This window comes from Actinomadura monticuli (assembly GCF_041463655.1).
Lineage (GTDB): Bacteria > Actinomycetota > Actinomycetes > Streptosporangiales > Streptosporangiaceae > Spirillospora > Spirillospora monticuli.
In genome coordinates, this window is sequence record NZ_JAXCEI010000002.1 from 131,826 (window position 1) to 149,459 (window position 17,634).

At 72.9% G+C, this 17,634-nt stretch carries 13 protein-coding genes; 9 read left to right on the plus strand and 4 right to left on the minus strand.

Annotation, left to right across the window (positions count from 1 at the left end; genetic code table 11):
• Positions 1–11 precede the first annotated feature (11 nt).
• Positions 12–1,265 (minus strand): ABC transporter substrate-binding protein, encoded by a 1,254-nt coding sequence (locus SM611_RS04470; RefSeq protein ID WP_371947514.1) that lies wholly within the window; start codon positions 1,263–1,265, stop codon positions 12–14.
• A 239-nt stretch (positions 1,266–1,504) separates the two neighbouring features.
• On the opposite strand from SM611_RS04470, the gene SM611_RS04475 reads away from it, so the two are divergent.
• The 8 genes from SM611_RS04475 (at position 1,505) to SM611_RS04510 (ending at position 12,189) form a co-directional block, all read left to right on the plus strand.
• Complete coding sequence (locus tag SM611_RS04475) at positions 1,505–3,511, plus strand: branched-chain amino acid ABC transporter permease (protein ID WP_371947515.1); 2,007 nt, start codon at positions 1,505–1,507, stop codon at positions 3,509–3,511.
• A complete protein-coding gene (locus tag SM611_RS04480) occupies positions 3,508–4,368 on the plus strand; it encodes an ABC transporter ATP-binding protein (protein WP_371947516.1) in 861 nt (286 codons plus the stop codon). The genes SM611_RS04475 and SM611_RS04480 overlap by 4 nt, the downstream gene beginning before the upstream one ends.
• Positions 4,365–5,087 carry an ABC transporter ATP-binding protein gene (locus SM611_RS04485; protein WP_371947517.1) on the plus strand — a complete coding sequence of 241 codons (723 nt, stop codon included), beginning with the start codon at positions 4,365–4,367 and terminating at the stop codon, positions 5,085–5,087. Before SM611_RS04480 ends, SM611_RS04485 begins: the two co-directional genes overlap by 4 nt.
• Positions 5,088–5,136: 49 nt before the next feature.
• Positions 5,137–6,621 (plus strand): FadR/GntR family transcriptional regulator, encoded by a 1,485-nt coding sequence (locus SM611_RS04490; RefSeq protein WP_371947518.1) that lies wholly within the window; start codon positions 5,137–5,139, stop codon positions 6,619–6,621.
• 35 nt (positions 6,622–6,656) lie between these two features.
• Complete coding sequence (locus SM611_RS04495; protein WP_371947519.1) at positions 6,657–8,081, plus strand: FadR/GntR family transcriptional regulator; 1,425 nt, start codon at positions 6,657–6,659, stop codon at positions 8,079–8,081.
• 83 nt (positions 8,082–8,164) lie between these two features.
• Positions 8,165–9,820, plus strand: a complete 1,656-nt coding sequence (locus SM611_RS04500; RefSeq protein WP_371947520.1) for a thiolase C-terminal domain-containing protein — start codon at positions 8,165–8,167, stop codon at positions 9,818–9,820.
• 31 nt (positions 9,821–9,851) lie between these two features.
• Positions 9,852–10,772 (plus strand): DUF7064 domain-containing protein, encoded by a 921-nt coding sequence (locus SM611_RS04505; RefSeq protein ID WP_371947521.1) that lies wholly within the window; start codon positions 9,852–9,854, stop codon positions 10,770–10,772.
• A 46-nt stretch (positions 10,773–10,818) separates the two neighbouring features.
• Entirely contained in the window at positions 10,819–12,189 is a 1,371-nt protein-coding gene (locus SM611_RS04510) for a phosphotransferase family protein (protein WP_371947522.1), read from the plus strand.
• Positions 12,190–12,280: 91 nt separating this feature from the next.
• On the opposite strand, the gene SM611_RS04515 is transcribed toward SM611_RS04510, so the two are convergent.
• On the minus strand, positions 12,281–14,392 hold the full coding sequence (locus tag SM611_RS04515; protein WP_371947523.1) for a SpoIIE family protein phosphatase: 2,112 nt from the start codon (positions 14,390–14,392) through the stop codon (positions 12,281–12,283).
• 540 nt (positions 14,393–14,932) lie between these two features.
• Between SM611_RS04515 and SM611_RS04520 the strand changes: the two genes are divergently transcribed.
• Entirely contained in the window at positions 14,933–15,850 is a 918-nt protein-coding gene (locus SM611_RS04520; protein ID WP_371947524.1) for an oxygenase MpaB family protein, read from the plus strand.
• 119 nt (positions 15,851–15,969) lie between these two features.
• On the opposite strand, the gene SM611_RS04525 is transcribed toward SM611_RS04520, so the two are convergent.
• On the minus strand, positions 15,970–17,235 hold the full coding sequence (locus tag SM611_RS04525) for a condensation domain-containing protein (RefSeq protein WP_371947525.1): 1,266 nt from the start codon (positions 17,233–17,235) through the stop codon (positions 15,970–15,972).
• The gene (locus SM611_RS04530) at positions 17,232–17,498 is read right to left on the minus strand and encodes an acyl carrier protein (RefSeq protein WP_371947526.1); all 267 of its coding nucleotides are present in this window, start codon (positions 17,496–17,498) and stop codon (positions 17,232–17,234) included. The genes SM611_RS04525 and SM611_RS04530 overlap by 4 nt, the downstream gene beginning before the upstream one ends.
• Positions 17,499–17,634 lie beyond the last annotated feature (136 nt).

The window sequence follows — 17,634 nt, forward strand, 5'->3', positions numbered from 1 at the left end:
CCCCGGCGGCGCTACCGCTTCAGCGGCTCGTCGAGCAGGGTGCCGCAGGCCGGCTTGGCCTTGGAGTCCGGCTCGAACTGCTTGCCCTTCAGGATCGAGACGTAGAAGCAGTTGCCGGGCCCGTGGCTGCCGGCGATGGTCCCGTACTGGGAGAAGTCGATCGGCTTCGGCAGCAGCCCGCCCGCGTCCCAGTCCGTGCTCTTGCGGAGCGCGTCGATGAGCTGCTGCTGGGTCGCGTCGCAGCCCGCCTTCTTCAGCCCGTGCAGCAGCAGGTCCGCGGTCTGCCACCCGAGGGACTGGGAGAAGCTCGGCAGGGCGGAGGTCGCCCCGGCGTACTTCTGGAGGGACTCCGACATCGCCTTGCCCCCGGCGGTGGGCACCTCGACGGGCGCGCCGGGCGACACGAAGCCGAGCCCCTGGGCGGCCTGCACGGCCGGCTCGGACTTCAGCAGGTCGGCGCCGTACCCGGTGGCGAGGAGCACCGACTTCATCGTGACGCCCGACTGCCGGAGCCCGCCCGCGATGGCGAAGGCGGTCTCGGGCGTGACGGGCAGGTACAGCACGTCGGCGCCGGAGTTCTTGATGCCGAGGACGATGGAGCCGACGTCCTTGCTGCCGAACGGCACCTTGACGTTGACGTAACCGCGCTTCAGCCCGGCGTGCTCGGCGGACTGGACGCTGGCCAGCGCCGCGCCCGACGAGCTCGCGGTGTCGAAGCTCACGGTGGCGGCCTTGGTGCCGCCGAGGCTCTTCCAGTAGTCGCCCATCGTGGAGGCGACCTTCTCGTAGTCGGCGTTGCCGAGGACGTTGAACAGGTTCCGGTAGTCCTTGTTCAGCCACTGCCTGCCGCCGTCGAAGCCCGCCCCGACGAACGGCGTGTCCTTGGCCTGGGTGCCGGCGTACTGGCCGGCGCCGAAGAAGAACGAGCTGTTCGGCAGCACCGCGAACACCTTGTCCTGGCGGACGAGCTTCTGCGTGGCGGCCAGGGCGCCCTGCGGCGTCGAGGTGTCGTCGGCCATCACGACCTGGAAGTCGCGCTTGCAGGCGCCGGGTTCCTCCTTGTAGGCGGCCAGGCGCGCCTTGACCCCTCCCTCGATGCCGGTGAACCCGGCGCTCGCCGAGCCGCTCAGCGACGTCAGGACGCCGATCTTCGCGCTGGACGCGCCGTCGTCCGATCCGCCGCCGCACGCCGTCGCGGCGAGCAGGAGGGCGCAGGCGGCGCCCGCGGCGGCGAGATGTGCGGGTCGTGGGGTGGGTCGTGGCATGGTTCGTCCCTTTCACCGAGACAGCTAACCTAGCTAGCTAAGTAAACTTAATGCACACAATCTAGGCGAGGGCCGTAACGCAAGCGTTATCAAAGCCGGTAGAGCAGACGTGGATCCGGCGGTAATGCGCTTCTGGCTCTTGACTCACTTGGATAACTAAGTGCACTGTATATGCACCCGCAGTGATGGCCATCACATCACCGCGGCCGCTCGCCGTGTCCGGCCGAAGCCCTTGGACGGTGTCCGTGCTGCAATACGTCCTCGCCGGTCTGGCGCTGGGGGCGATCTACGCGATCGCCTCGGCGTCGCTCGTCGTCACCTACGTCTCCTCGGGCGTCTTCAACTTCGCCTTCGGGGCGATGGCCTTCGCGGTCGCCCGGTTCTACTACTTCCTCCACACCGAGCAGGGATGGCCGATCGCGGCGGCGGCCGCGCTGTCGCTGGCGGTCTTCGCGCCCCTGCTCGGGGCGCTGCTCTACTGGCTGCTCTTCCGGCACCTGCGGCTGCGCCCGCCGCTCGTCAAGATCGTCGCCACGATCGGGGTGTCGGTGGCGCTGCCGCCGGCCGTCGACCTCGTCTTCGGCAAGCTGGCCAACACGACCGCGCCGGGCCTGGCGCCCGTCCCGGTGACGGTGTTCCACCCCTTCGGCACGACCATCACCATGGACCAGGTCGTGAACTACCTCGGACTGGCGGTGGTGCTGGCCGCCGGCGTGGCGGTGCTGAGGTTCACCGAGACCGGGCTCCGGATCCGCGCCATGGTCGACTCGGCGGCGCTCAGCGGCCTGTCCGGGGTGAACGCCTCGCGGTTGTCGCTCGGGGTATGGGCCGCGACCACCACCCTGGCCGGGCTCGCCGGCATCCTGGTCGCGCCCACCGCGGGCCTGTCGACCGACGGGATGACGTTCCTCATGGCCGCCGCGTTCGCCGCCGTCGTCGCCGCGCGGCTGACGAGCCTGCCCCTCGCCGTGCTCGCCGCCCTCGCCATGGGCGTGGTCACGACCGTGGTCCAGCGCTACCTGGACCCGGAGAGCGCGCTCTCCGCGCAGGTGGTCCCGAGCATCCCGTTCGGCTTCATGCTGCTGTTCCTGCTCTACTACGCGCTGCGCGGGCGGGCCGGCGACCGGCCGGCGGGCGGGTCGCTCGACCGGGCGATCCGGGTGGAGGACGGCGGGGGCGGCACCGGCGCCCGCCCCGGCCTCCGCTCGCCGTCCACGGTCGCGGCGGCCGCCGGGCTGGTCGCGGTCGCGGCGCTCCCCCTCGTCCTGGACGAGTACTGGGGCGGGCTCGCCGTGACCGGGCTGGCGCTGAGCCTGGTCCTGCTGTCCTCCACGCTCGCCGCCGGGGAGGGCGGGATGATCTGGCTCTGCCAGATCACCTTCGCGGGGCTCGGCGCGCTCGCCTCGGCGGAGCTCGCGACCACCTACGGCTGGCCCCCGCTGGCGGCGGTCCTCCTCGGCGCGCTCCCGGTCGTCGTGCTGGGCCTGGTCATCGGCCTGCTCAGCATCCGCCTCGGCGACCTGTACGTGGCGCTGGTGACGCTGACCTTCGGGCTGCTCGTCCAGACCCTGGTGTTCACGCGCGACCGCTTCAGCAACTACGGGCAGGGCGTGCTGATGTCCCGTCCCGGCTTCGCCGAGGACGACCGCCTGTTCGCCTACCTGACGCTGGCCGCGTTCGTCCTGCTGGCGCTGTTCCTCGCCAACTTCCGGCGCTCGACCGCGGGCCTGATGATGAGCGCGGTGCGGTGGAGCGAGGACGGGGCGCGCACGCTGGGGCTGAGCACCGTCCGCACCAAGCTGCTGGTGGCGGGGATCGCGACCTACATCGCGGCCGTGGGCGGCGGCTTCCTGGCCATGGACGTGCAGGCCGCCCTGCTGGACTCCTACAACGTCTTCGGCGGGCTGGTGTGGCTCGCCGTCCTGGTGACGATCGGTTCGCGCTCCCTGGCCGCGGCGCTGGTGGCGGGGCTGAGCTTCCACCTCCTGCCGGGCGTCTTCCAGACCTACCTGCCCGCCGACTGGGCGGACGTCCCGGTGCTGCTGTTCGGCTTCGGCGCGATCATGATCGCGAAGGATCCCGACGGCGTCCTCGCCCTGCAGGGACGGCAGTTGCGCGGCCTCCTGGACCGCGGGACGCGCCGGCACGCGACCCCGCCGCCCGGCGCACCGCCGCCGGCGGACGGCCCCGCGGGCCCCCTGGACCCCTCACCCGAAACCGAACTGGCCGGCGGGGAGCGCGCATGAGCACCGTGACCACCGAGACCACCGAACCGCCCGCGACGACCGCCCGGCTGGAGGCGTCCGGGGTGACGGTCCGCTTCGGCGGGCTGGTCGCGCTGGACGGAGTGGACCTGGCGGTCCCGCCCGGCGCCGTGGTCGGCGTCGTCGGACCGAACGGAGCGGGCAAGAGCACGCTGTTCGCCGTCCTGTCGGGCCTGCTCAGGCCGGACGCGGGCCGGGTGCGGATGGGAGGCGCGGACGTCACCCGGACGTCCGCGAGGACGCGGGCCCGGCGCGGCCTGGCCCGGACCTTCCAGCGGCCCGAACTGTTCGACGGCCTGACCGTCCGCGAGCACGTCGTGCTGGCCGACCGCGTCCGCCACGGCGGCGGCCGGATGCTGCGCGACCTCGTGACCGGCGGCGGGTTCCGGCGGCCGAGCACCGCCGAGGACGCGCGCGTCGACGAGATCCTGGACGCCCTCCGTCTCGGGGACCTGCGGGACCGCGAGGTGTCGGGCCTGCCGCTCGGCGCCTGCCGGCTGGTCGAGGTCGCGCGGGCGCTGGCGACCGGGCCCGAGACCATGCTGCTGGACGAGCCCTCGTCCGGCCTCGACGCCCGCGAGACCGCCGAGCTCGCGGCGACGCTCGCGCGGGTCAACGCCGACCACGGCGTCTCCATGCTGCTCGTGGAGCACGACGTCGAGCTGGTGCTCGGCATGTGCGAGACGGTGCACGTCCTGGACTTCGGAGTCATGATCCGGTCGGGGACGCCCGCGGAGGTCCGCGCCGACCCGGCGGTCCGCGCCGCCTACCTCGGGACCGAGACGCCGGCCCCCGCGAATCCGGCGCAGGGCGCCGGCCCGGACGAGGAGAGCCGATGAACGCCAGCACGCCCCTGCTGTCGGTGCGGGACCTCCAGGTCCACTACGGTCCGGCGCTCGCGCTGTCCGGAGTGTCGCTCGACGTCCCGGAGAAGAGCGCCCTGGCGGTGCTCGGCGCGAACGGCGCCGGGAAGAGCACGCTCGCGCGGGCGCTGAGCGGGCTGGTGCCGCCGACCGCGGGACGCGTCGAGTTCGCGGGGCGGGACATCACGGCCGCGGCCCCCGACGCCGTCCGGCGGTCCGGCCTCGTGCACCTGCCCGAGGGCCGCGGGGTCTTCCCCGGCCTGACCGTGCAGGAGAACCTCCGCATGGCGCTGACCCCGGCCGGCGCGGAGCGCGGGGGCGCGATCGACCGCGCGTTCACGATCTTCCCGGTGCTGGGCGAGCGGCGGCGGCAGCGCGCCGGCACCCTGTCGGGCGGCGAGCAGCAGATGCTCAGCCTGGCCCGGGCCCTGATGATCACACCGCGGCTGGTGATCGCCGACGAGCTGTCGCTCGGCCTCGCGCCCCGACTGGTGGACGTGGTGTTCGAGGGCCTGGAGCGGGCGCGGGCGGCGGGCGTCGCGATCATCATGATCGAGCAGTTCGCGCACCGGGCGCTGGAGTTCGCCGACCGCTGCGTGGTCCTGCAGCGCGGGAGCGTCGCCTGGTCGGGCCCGGCGTCCGGCGCCGGCGAGGAGGTGCTGCGGCACTACCTCGGCGAGGCCGAGAGCGCCTGACGGGTCACTAGAATGGGCGAATCCACCACCCGTGAGGAGCTCCCACTCCATGGCGACGCCCGCCGCGCACGTGCCGCCGAGGGGGGACGCCGCCGCCCTCCCGCGGATCTCCGCCGTCCCCGCGGCGGGCAACGGCGTGCGGGCCGCCAGCCTGGGCGCGCGGGTGGCCCAGTTCATCGAGGACGAGATCGTCCGCACCGGCTGGCCGGTCGGCCGCAACCTCGGCTCGGAGCAGGAGCTCCAGGACCGGTACGGCGTGAGCAAGTCCGTGCTGCGCGAGGCGGTCCGGCTGGTGGAGCACCACGGAGTCGCCCGGATGCGGCGCGGCCCCGGCGGCGGCCTGCTCGTCACGGCCCCGGACCTGGCGCCCACCGCCCGCGCGATGGTCACCTATCTCGACTACGTCGGCACCACGGTCGACGACCTCATCGACGCCCGGCTGCTGCTGGAGCCGTGCGCCGTCGTGCTGGCGTCCGAGCGGCTCACCGATGACGGCGTCCGGCTCCTGCGCGGCCTGCTGGAGCAGGAGGCCAGGCGGCGGGCCGAGCCCGGCATCTGGTCCCAGGACCCGGTGCACACCGCGCTCTGCGAGCTGTCGGGCAACCCGGCGCTGCTCGCCTTCACCGAGGTCCTCACCAGGCTCACCGACCGGTACGCGCACACGGCGCGGCGCAACACCAGGGCCGAGGCGGTGCGCAACAAGGAGGTGGCGGGCCGCAGCCACACCCTCATCGTCGAGGCCGTCATCGCCGGCGACACGCGGCTGGCCTACTCGGTGCTCACCGAGCACCTGCACGAGGCGGCCGGATGGCTGAAGGACAACCGCCCCGGGGCGGCGGGCCCGATCGCGTGGCAGCTCGTCGAGGCCCCCGGCGCCAAGCTCAGCGAACTGGTCGCCGCGCGCGTCCAGGACGCGATCGCCGCGGACGGCTGGCCGGTCGGGACCCTGGTCGGCTCCGAGGCCGAGCTCCTGGACCGGTACGGGACGAGCCGCGCGGTGCTGCGCGAGGCCGTCCGGCTGCTGGAGCACCACGGCGTCGCCCGGATGCGGCGCGGCCCCGGCGGCGGCCTGATGGTCACCGCGCCCGACCCGGCCGCCAGCATCGGCGCCATGGCCCTCTACCTCGGCCACCGCGAGGTGGGGGCCGAGCACCTGAGGGCCGTCCGCGAGGCGCTCGAACTCGGCGCGCTGGGCGCGGTCACGGCCCGGCGGCGGGAGGCGGAGGTGTCCGGGCGGCTGGAGGCGGCGGCCGGCGCCGCGCTCCCGGAGCGCTTCCACGACGAGCTGGTCCACCTCGCCGGGAACCCGGTGCTCACGCTCTTCCTGCGGATCCTGGCCGAACTGCGGCGCAGGCGGGCCGGTACCGCGCCGCCCGAGCCGTCCGGCGCGGAGCCGTCCGGCCCCGAGTCGTCCGGTACCGCGGGCGGGCATGCGGGCAGGCACCGGGAGGTGGTCGCCGCGATCCTGGCGGGAGACGAGAGCCTGGCACGGCATCGCGTCCGCCGCGACCTCGTCGCGTGCCACGATCGGTGACGCTCCAGCCCCGGCCGCCTACCTAAGATCAGAGCGTGGACGCCACGGAAGTCAAGGTGGGCGCGGCCGGCGCCCTGGACAAGCTCGCCTCGCGGGTGGCCCGGCGGATCGAGGCCGAGGTGATCGCCCAGGGGTGGCCGGTCGGCCAGGTCCTCGACTCCGAGCCGGTGCTGCGGGAGCGCTACGGGGTGAGCCGCAGCGTGCTGCGGGAGGCGGCCCGGCTGCTGGAGCACCACCAGGTCGCCAGGATGCGCCGCGGGCCCGGCGGCGGCCTCGTGGTCTGCGCGCCGGACGCGGAGCCCACGGTGGCGGCGATGGTCGTCTACATCGAGCACGTCGGCACCGACCTGCGCGACGTCCTGAAAGCCCGCCGGCTCATCGAACCGGTCGTCGGCAGGCTTGCCGCGGAGCGGATCGACGAGAAGGGCATCGCGCGGCTGCGCGAGACGCACGCGGCGGAGCTGTCCCCCTCGGCGGACGGCGAGTGGGCGGGCGAGCTGTTCCACAGCGTGCTCGGCGAGATGACCGGGAACCCGGTCCTCCAGGTGTTCACCATGGTCCTGGAGCAGCTCGCCTACCGGTACGTGGCGCTGGCCAGGCCCGTGCCCCCCGGCAAGGTGCACCGCTTCACCGAGGCCACGTACCACCGGCACGCCGGCATCCTCGACGCCACGGTGGCCGGGGACGTGCCGCGCGCGCAGGTCGAGCTGATCAAGCACCTGGACGAGGTGAGCGACTGGCTCCAGGAGGCGATCGGCGCGCACGGGTCCGGCGGCGGCCCGGCGGTGCGGCTGGCGCCCGAGCCGGTCGGCCTGGCCGCCGGCCGCACGCTGGCCGAGGTGGTCGCGATGCGCGTCTACGAGGAGATCGTCCGGGACCGGCTGGAGCCCGGGACGGTCCTCGGGTCCGAGTCCGAGCTGATGGAGCGGTACGAGACCAGCCGCGCCGTGCTGCGCGCGGCCGTCCGGCTGCTGGAGCACCACTCGGTCGCCACGTCCCGGCGCGGCCCCGGCGGCGGGCTGGTCGTCACCCGCCAGGTGCCCCGGGCGGCGATCGACGCGACCGCGCTGTACCTGGCCTACCGCCGCGCCGCCGCCGAGGACCTGCTCGTCGTCCGCGAGGCGATCGAGGTCGGCCTGGTCGCGCAGCTGGCCGCGCGGCGGGCGGAGCCGGACGTCGCCGGGCGGCTGGCGGAACTGGCCGCCCGGCCGGCGCCGCCCCGCGCCGGCGACCCGGACACCGACTTCCACGCCGCCATCGCCGAGGCGGCCGGCAACCCCGTCCTGACCCTCTTCCTGCGGATCATCACGGAGCTGTCCAGCCGCACCCGGGCGCTCGCCGGATGCGGGGAGGACGCCGACGCCCGGCACCGGGAGATCCTCGCCGCGGTCGAGGACGGCGACGCCAGCCTTGCCCAGTACCGGATGAGACGCCACCTGTCGTCCCGCTCCCCCGTTTGAGAGCACTCAATACCGCTGAAGTGCGAGCCTTACCGCTCACAACCCTTGAGATCGCAAAATTGTGAGCACTATAGTTCGGTGTCATGGATCACGTGACGGCGCGGCCGGCACCGCAGCCGACCCTCGCCAGCGCGGACTTCTGGGCCGCTGGCGGGGACGGGGAACTGCGGATCGCCCGCTGCGGCGACTGCTCGGCGTACACGCATCCGCCGCTGCCGCGCTGCCGGTCCTGCCGGAGCCCGGCGATGACGATGACCCCGGTCGGTGGCAGGGCCGTGGTCGCCGGGTTCACGGTGAACCACCAGCAGTGGCTGCCGGGCTTCCCGCCGCCCTACGTCATCGCGATCGTCGTCCTGGACGAGGACGAAGGGGTGCGCCTCACCACGAACATCGTCAACTGCGACCCGTCCGACGTGCACGTCGGCATGCGGGTCCGGGTGCTGTTCGAGAAGGCCGGCGAGGTCCATGTCCCGCTGTTCGAGCCCGACCCGGAGCGGCCGGAGCGGGCCGGGACCACCCCCGGACCGCCCGCGCGCCGCCCGGTGCCGCGCCCGATGGCCACGCCGCGCAAGTTCGAGGACCGGGTGGCCCTGACGGGCGTCGGGCAGTCGGCGGTCGGCCGCCGCCTCATGGTCGATCCGCTGTCGCTCACCGCGGACGCCTGCCTGGCCGCGATCGAGGACGCGGGCCTCACCCCGGACGACGTCGACGGCCTGTCCACCTATCCCGGACCGGCCCCCGGAGGCATGTCCGAGGGCGGCGTCATGGGCCTGGAGGAGGCCTTGCGACTGCGCCCGACCTGGGTCAACGGCGGCGCGGAGACACCCGGGCAGATCGGCTCGATCACCGCGGCGATGCTGGCGGTCGCCGCCGGGCTGTGCCGGCACGTGCTGTGCTTCCGCACGGTGTGGGAGTCCTCCCACACGGCCCTCGTCCGCTCCGGCCGGTGGCACCCCGGCGGCGGCCCGGCCACCGGCATGATGGAGTGGCGGGTGCCGTTCGGCGCGGTGTCGGCCGCCAACTGGATCGCCTGCCAGGCGTCCCACTACTTCCACCGGTACGGGGGCGGCCGGGAGACGCTCGGCTGGATCGCGCTCAACGCGCGGCGCAACGCCGCCCTCAACCCCGAGGCGGTCTACCGCGACCCGCTGACCATGGACGACTACCTCGCCGCCCGGATGGTCTCGACGCCGTTCGGGCTGTACGACTGCGACGTCCCCGTGGACGGCGCGGTCGCCGTCGTCGTCTCGGCCGTGGAGACCGCCGCGGACCGGCCCAGGCCCGCCGTCCTGGTCGAGGCCGCCGGCACCCAGATCACCGAACGGCTGAGCTGGGACCAGGACACCCTGACGCACCTGCCGCAGTCGCTGGGCCCCTCGGCCCACCTGTGGAGCCGCACGTCGCTGCGCCCCGGCGACGTCGACGTCGCCGAACTGTACGACGGGTTCAGCTTCAACGCCCTCTCGTGGCTGGAGGCGCTCGGGTTCTGCGAGTTCGGCGGCGCCGCGGACTTCATCGACGAGGGGCGCGGCATCGCCCTCGGCGGGCGGCTGCCGCTCAACACCCACGGCGGCCAGCTGTCCGCCGGGCGGACGCACGGCTACGGGTTCGTCCGCGAGGCGATGCTGCAACTCCGGGGCGAGGCCGGGGAGCGGCAGGTGCCGGACGCCCGCGTCGCCGTCGTCAGCGCCGGCGGCGGGGTCCCGTCGGGCGCCCTGCTGCTGCGCGCGGACCGCTGACGCCCCACCCCCGACCGAAAGGCATCCGACCTTGATCGACACCGAGGACCGCTTCACGCCCGCCGACGACGACCTCCACCGCCCCAGCGACGACTTCTACGAGACCGAGACGTTCTGGTACTCCTTCTTCGTCCCCGAACGCGACATCGGCGGGTGGCTGTACGCGTCCGTCCGCGGCACCGTGGGGACGACGGGCGGCGGCATGTGGATGTGGGACGGGACCGCGACCGCCCCGTGGGGCGCGCCCTTCTTCCAGCAGTTCGGGCATCTCAAGCCGCCGACGCCCCGCGGGCCCGGAGCCCTCGACTTCCCCACCGGCCTGTCGGTGCGGACGCTGGAGCCCGGCATGTCCTACGACCTGCGGTACGACGACCGGGACCGGGTCCAGGTGCGGTTCCGCTTCGACGCGGTCGAGGAGCCGGTGCCGCTCCGCCGCGGCGAACCGCCCTACCCCAAGGCGTCCCACTACGACCAGACGGGACGGCTCACCGGCCACATCGTCCTGGACGGCGAGCGGATCGACGTCGACTGCCACGCCATGCGCGACCGTTCCTGGGGGCCGCGGCACGAGCGCGGCTACCGCAGGGTCGGGTACACGTGGGCGTCGTCCCCCGGCCTCAGCTTCCTGACCTACACCGCCCCGGTCGGCGACGGCGCCGAGCACGTGTACAGCGGCTACGTGCGGCGCGACGGCCGCCTGGCGCGCATCGTCGACGGCCGCCGCGACGTCGAACGCCACCCCACCGAGAACTGGGTGACCGCGATCTCCATGGAGGTCCGCGACGAGCTCGGCCGCGTCACGGCGGGACGCGCGGACGGCACGAGCAGGCTGATCCTGCCGGGAGCCACCTCGCTGTGCCTGTGCACCTGCCTGGACTGGAGCGTCGAAGGGCAGGTCCTGCACGGCGAGGACCAGGACGTCTGGCCGCTGAAGGAGTGGCCCCGGCCGTGACCACCCCACCCCACCCCGCCGCACGGAACCGAGGAGCGTGATGGGCATGTCCGCGTCCCCCCAGGAGAAGGCGGCCACCGGGCTCGGCCCGGCACTGGTCGACTGGATGGCCGGCGCCGTCGACGGAAAGATCGTCTCCTATGACCGGCGGCCCGGCGGCGGGCGCCGCGAAGCGTGGTTCGTCGACGCGGAGACGGCGGACGGGACGCGGCTGGAGCTGTTCCTGCGCTACGACCGCGGCAAGGGCGACGAGTCCTTCACCCTGCACGACGAGGCGCGCTTCTTCCTCGCCCTGCAGGACACGCCCGTCCCGGTGCCGCGCATCCACGCCGTGCACCCCGTCGAGCAGGCCATCCTCGCCGAGCGGGTGCCGGGGCAGACCTGGTTCTCCCAGCTGCGCGACGAGGACCAGCGGGTCCGGGTCGCCGCCGAGTTCATGGGCATCCTCGCCGCCCTGCACGCGATCGACCCGCGCAGGGTCGACCCCGCCGCCGCGGACGCGGACCTGCGCGACCTGGTGAACGCCGAGATCGACCGCTGGGAGGCGCTCTACCGGACCTCGCCGTCCCCCGCCGACCCGCTCGTCGACCTCGGGCTCGCCTGGGTGCGCGCCAACGTGCCCGGCGCGTCCGGTCCCGTGGTGATCGTCCAGGGCGACACCGGCCCCGGCAACTTCCTCTACGAGGACGGCCGGGTCACCGCGGTGCTCGACTGGGAGCTCGCGCACCTGGGCGACCCGCACGACGACCTGGCCTGGGTCACCCTGCGCGCCGTCCAGGAACCGTTCACGCACATCCCCGACCGGCTGGCCGACTACGCGGCGGCGTCCGGACGCACCCTGGACCTGGACCGCATCCGCTACTACCGCGTCCTGGCCGAGCTGCGCATCCTGATCCTGGCCCACCGGGGAGCCGCACACCCCGATCCCCTCGGGGAGGTGGGCAACGGCCTGGTGTACACCACCCTGCACCGCCGCCTGTTCGTGGAGGCGCTGGCGGACGCCACCGGCACGCCCCTGGAGAGCCCCGCGCCCCTGGAGGCGTCCCCCGGCGCCAACGACCGGTTCTACGACGCGGCGATCGCCCAGATCAAGGAGATCATCGTCCCGCGCAGCGCGGACCCCTTCGTCGTCCTGCGCAGCAAGGGGCTGGCCCGCATCCTGAAGTACCTGCGGGAGAGCGAGCGGCTCGCGGACGCCAAGGGCCGCGCGGAGCTCGACGACCTCGAATCCGTGCTCGGCTCTCGACCGGACAGCGTGGCGGCGGGCCGGGCCCGGCTCTCCGAGGCGCTGCGCGCGGGCACGGTGCCGCTGCCCACCGCGCTCCCGGTGCTCCACCGGTGGGTGCTCAGAGAGGTCCAGGTGTGCCTCCCGGCCATGGGACGGCTGGCGGACCGCCACTACGATCCGCTCTCCTGAGTTCCGGTCAGGCCGACGGGCAGGGCAGGTGAGCAGGGCGGGCGCGGAGAAGCAGGGCGGGTCAGCGGCCGTCGGCCCGTTGAGGCGCGTCTCAGACGACCTGGATGAGGAGGAGTGCGGTGTCGTCGCGCCGCTCCCCGGCGGTGGGGGCGTTCTTCTCGAGCATGTCGGCGACTTCGTCCATGGTCCGTCCCGTTGCGCGGGCGAGCTGATCGGCCAGTTCGCCCGTGGTCTCGTCGATGTCGGCGCCGGGGACCTCGACCAGCCCGTCGGTGTAGAGGGCCAGGACGGTGCCGGGCTCCAGGGGGATCTCCGTGGTGGGGTAGTCGGCGTCGGGGTCGATGCCGAGAAGGACGCCGGGCGACAGCGTGAGTTCTCTGGTCTTCCCGTCGGGATCGCGGATCAGGGGCGGCGGGTGGCCGGCCGTCGCGAACTGAGCGCTCCCGCGTTCCAGATCGAGCCGGGCGATCAGGCAACTGGTGAACAGCTCGGAGTCCAGGTCGACGAGCAGGCGGTTGGTGCGCGCGAGGATGTCTCCAGGCGGCGCGCCGATGGTGGCGTGGGCGTGGACGCCGGTGCGGACCTGGCCCATGAGGGCGGCCGCGGTGGTGTGGTGCCCCTGGACGTCGCCGATGGTGGCGACGGCCGTCGTCCCGTCGATGCGGATGAGGTCGTAGAAGTCTCCGCCGATGTCGACGCCGCGTCCGGCGGGCTGGTAGCGGGCGGCCATGTCGAGCCCCTCGACGCGGGGGAGGCTCCGGGGCAGCAGCGACGCCTGCAGGGCACGGGCCAGCTGATGATTGGCGTCGTAGAGGTGGGCGCGGTCCAGCGCCTGGGCGATGAGACCGGCCAGCGACATCAACGTGGCGCGCTCCGCGCGGGAGAAGTGGTGATGGTGGTCGTAGCAGAGGATGAAGGAGCCGATGATGCGGTCGGAGGCGATCAGGGGCAGGAAGGCGCGCGCGTCCATGCCCTCCGCGGGAATCGCCTGGGGGTAGGCGCGTCTGAGGTCGGCGAAACCGGCGTAGAAGGCGGGTTTGCCGGACGCCAGCGTCTGCGCGGCCGGCACGGCGGAGGTCACCGGCGCCCCCTCGATGCGCTCGACGAGCCCGGTGATGTCTCCGCGGTGGCCGACGACGGAGAGTCTGCCCTCCTGCGCCGTCATCAGCACCATGGCGCTGGGCCCGAAGGCGGGCACGATCTGGTCGCCGACCAGGTCGACGACCTCGTCGAGACCCACCGCCTCGGTGAGGGCGGCGGCCAGATGCGTCAGCTGGTAGATCGCCGATGCCCCGGTCAGCTCCGTGCTGGCCGGCGCCCGGCGATCCGATGGCGCCGGTTCCGGGCCGGTGGCGGGCTCGGTGCCGGCAGGGGTGATCTGGAGGCTGATTCCAGATGTGTCCGGGTACAGGTCAAATGTCAGCCGGGTGCCCGGCGGACGCACGGCGGTGAAGGACGCGGGCTGGCGGCTGACCACGGCGGCCCGGTAGTGGTCCTCGAGGAGGGTGGGATCGCGGAGCCACGGCAGCACCTCCCACGGACGAGCACCCTTCAGGCCGGTGAAGTCGGCGTCCATCAGGTCCATCGCGGTGGAATTGGCGAAGACGACCCGGCCGTCCAGATCGAGGGCGCAGCAGCCCACCGGCAGGCGCTCGGCGAACCTGACCGCGGCCTGCGCCTCGTCCACGGCCGTCGGGCGGGCGAGGACGAGCGCGGGGGGCGGCAGGACGTGCGGCCGGTCCGGGAACAGCATCTGCTTCCCGCCGGAGTCCGGCCGCAGGAGCAGGCTCGCGCGACGGCGGAAGGCCGCGATCGCCTCATGCTCATCGGCGCTCAGCCTCGACGGTCGCGACATCGGCCAGGCCAGGGTGAGGCCCCCCGCGGGACCGGAGCCGTCGTCGTGGAGGATCGGGAGCACCGCGAGAACGTAGTCGTAGGGCAGCGCGAGCGCCATCCGCGGATACCTGCGCGCGAACTCCTCGCGTCCGCTCAGCCACACGAGACGCCTTCGGCGGACGGCGTCGGAGACCGGGTTCCGGTCGTCCAGGGAGACCCGTGCCCACGGAGCGGCGATCTCCTGAGAGGCTCCGCAGAGCACCCCGAGCCTCAGCGTCCGCTCCCCCACGGGCAGGAGGAACACCCCTCCGATCGAAGCGCCGACCTCCAGCATCAACTCGGCCAGGGCCGTCTCGAGCCGCATCATGCCGGTACCGGGAGCGGCGCCCGGGGGAGAGCGTCGCGGCCCCACGAGCCCTACCTCCGTCCCCGTGCCGACGGACCGCAGGCTCTGATCGCTCGCATGGCGGCCTCCCTCGGTGACCTCCGGATGTACCCGCCCTACCTGGACCTACTCCCCGCTCGCGGGCACGGCGCCGGAACGCCTCCGAAGGTGCGGTCGCGAGGCCGCCGTAGACCGGCGCCAGGACGATCACCCGCGCCGCCACGGCGATGCGCGACGATTGCACCCCTTCAATGGCGCACGGACCGTTCCACAGTGGGGCAGAACGAGCTGCCGCACTGGAATTGCGTCACCCTAATACCCAAGCGCTTACTTGGCTTGCTAGGATCGAAGAGCCGGAGCGGCGGGGAGGTGTGAAGGACGGTCTCGCCCAGAGTTGAGGAAACACGCCCGGTGCGCGCCGGCGAATGAGCCCGCTTCCCTGGGGGTCACGGGCCGACGGATCTCCGGAACCAGCAGTTTGGGGACTCAGCAATGGACATCTCGCAGGAATCTCTTTCGGCGATGCCGGCCGACGGACGCCGCCCACCGCCCAGCCGCTCGCAGCGCCCCGTCGACCCGATCCGCCGGCACGGCTGGGTCCAGGACAAACTCGACCACCTGATGTACGAGTCCGCGATGCTGCCGGGCGTGCGCTTCGACCGGCCGGCCGGCGACCCGGGCTGGTTCTCCCCTGACAGCGCGATGTGGTACGTCCATTCGCACTTCTCCGCGATCGCCGGCGGGTTCGTCGGACTGATGTGCGAGGGCGTCAAACCCGACATGGTGTACGGCGGCCTCGACCACAGCGACTTCTTCAACGACCGGAAGCGCCGGGGCGGCCGCTCGGCCTCGTTCTACTGGGCGACCGTCTTCGGCCCGACCGACGTCGCCGAGAAGATCTGCCGGAACGTGCACCGGTACCACGAGACCGTCCAGGGCACGATGCCGGACGGCACGCCGTACGCCGCCAACAGCGCGGAGAACCTCCGCTGGGCGCACGCCGGGCTCACCTGGGGCTACATCCGCGGCCACCAGCTCTATCACCCCAAGCCGCTGCCGCCGGAGAAGCTCGACGAGGTGGCGGACGGCATGGCCCGCATCCACGAGGCGATCGGCGCCACCGACCTGCCGCGGACGATGGCCGAGATCGAGGAGTACTACCGGCAGATGAGGCCGCGGATGTGCCTCAACGAGGACGGCGCGTGGGCCCTCGACTTCGCGTTCTCGGAGATCGACAAGCCCGGTCGCGCGCCGCTGCGCTGGGCTCTGGAGGACGCGATGCCATGGTGGGCCCGCGAGGTCCTCGGCGCGAAGTCCACCCCGCGCCAGCGTGCGATCGGCCGGCGGTTGAACCGGGTGGTCGTCAACGGTGTGCAGAGGGCCATCGGCACCCCGTGGTACGTGAAAGAGGCGCGTGAGCGCATCAAGGCGGGCGGCTGACGAGACCCGCGTTCCATGGCCGCGTGCCCTGAATCAGCCGCGTCCTGGAGCGGGCTCTGCGGAGGATGGCGGCGTCCTGCCCGATCCGGTGCGCCCGATCGGGCAGGACGCCGCTTCCGCTACCGCACCGGATCGGGGTCGAGCAGGGCGAGGGTCGCGTCCCGCACGGCCTCGGCGGCGGCGCGGTCGACGCGGGCGGGCCGGTAGCGGATTCGCGCGGCGAAGCCCTCCCCGGTGTGCCGCCAGATGACACCGAGATCGCGCGGGGATCCGGTGCCGGGTTCGGCGGGGACCGGTGTCGCCTTGACGCCCGGCAGGCTCAACTCCACCTCGTCGCCCCAGATCGGGCCGTTCACCTTGAAGACCTCCCGTTCCCCCACCTCGTGGAGGATCCGGTCATAGAAGGCGTCCCGGTACCGATCGGCCGCGACCCACGCCGCCCGCACGTCCGCGGCCGCCTCCGGCAGCGACTTCTCCGGCGCCAGACGCAAGGCGGTCATTCGGGTGTTCGTGAAGTTCCCGACCACCCGGCGTTTCCAGGGCTCTTCGCGACCGGCCACATCGGTGCCGAGCAGCAGGCCGGCCTGTCCCGTCACGGCCGCGACCGCCATCGCGGTGGCGGCCAGCAACACCATGAACTGCGTCGCCCTGGCCTCACGCGACACGCTCCGGAGGGTCTCCATCCCCGCCTCGCCCACTCCGAAGCGCACCCAATCGGAGACCGTCGGAGGATGGGCCGACGCATCGGGCGGCCACGGCCAGTCGATCTCTCCCGTGCAGTCCCCGATCGCGTCCCGCCAGAACGGCACGGCGGCTTCGCCGATATCCGCCCACCGGGCGCGCTGTTCGGTCGCGTACTCCCCGTACGTCTTCTCAAGCGGCGGCAGCGCCGCGGCGGACCCGGTCACCCTGGCGGCATAGCACTCGGAGAAATCCCGCCAGAGCAGCGGATCCGACCAACCATCGGACATCAGATGATGGAAGGTGAAGGACAGCGCGACTCCGCCCTTCACCGAATGGATTCCAGGACGGAACAGCCGCCCACCCGCGAAGACGTCCTCGGTGCGATGGCGCCGGGCGACCAGGTCATCGGCCAGGTCGGTCACCGAGTCCGCCGTGGTCTCGGCGATCTCCAGCTCATCCGGCGGCCACACCCGCTGCACGTCACCGCCGGCCCGGGATTCGATCGCCGTACGCAGCGCCGGATGCCGCGCCACCACGTCCTCGATCGCCGAGGCCAGGGCGCCGGTATCGACGTCGCCATCCAGCTGGAACAGATAGACGTTGTCGTACTTGGCGCTCACCTCCGGGAAGCGCCGCATGCCGACGGCCAACTCCTCCTGCTGGAACGACAGCGGCGCCACGGTCTCGGGCCGGCCGGTCATCGGGCCTCCCCGGCCCGGTCACCGGTCTGTTCGGCGATCTGCTCCGCCACCGCCGCGACGAACGCACCGAACCGCGGATGATCGAACAACGAACTCAGCGGCAACTCGGTACCGAACGCCGTATCGAGCTCGGCAAAGATCTCCAGCGCATGAAACGAGTTCCCGCCCACCTCGAAAAAGTCCGTCTCGTCGGTGACCGGGACGTCGAGAACCTCGGCCCACATGCCGCGGACCCGCGAACTCAACTCGACCAACTCGTCCATCCGTACCTCCTTGTGCGAAGTGACGGCCAGCGCAGACATAAGGGCCACCATTTCAAATGCGCGCTCGATCCACCGAATTTATATCTCAGGCGGAAGGCCTCATCAATCGTTCGACTGTTCGGCCATGACCGCCGAG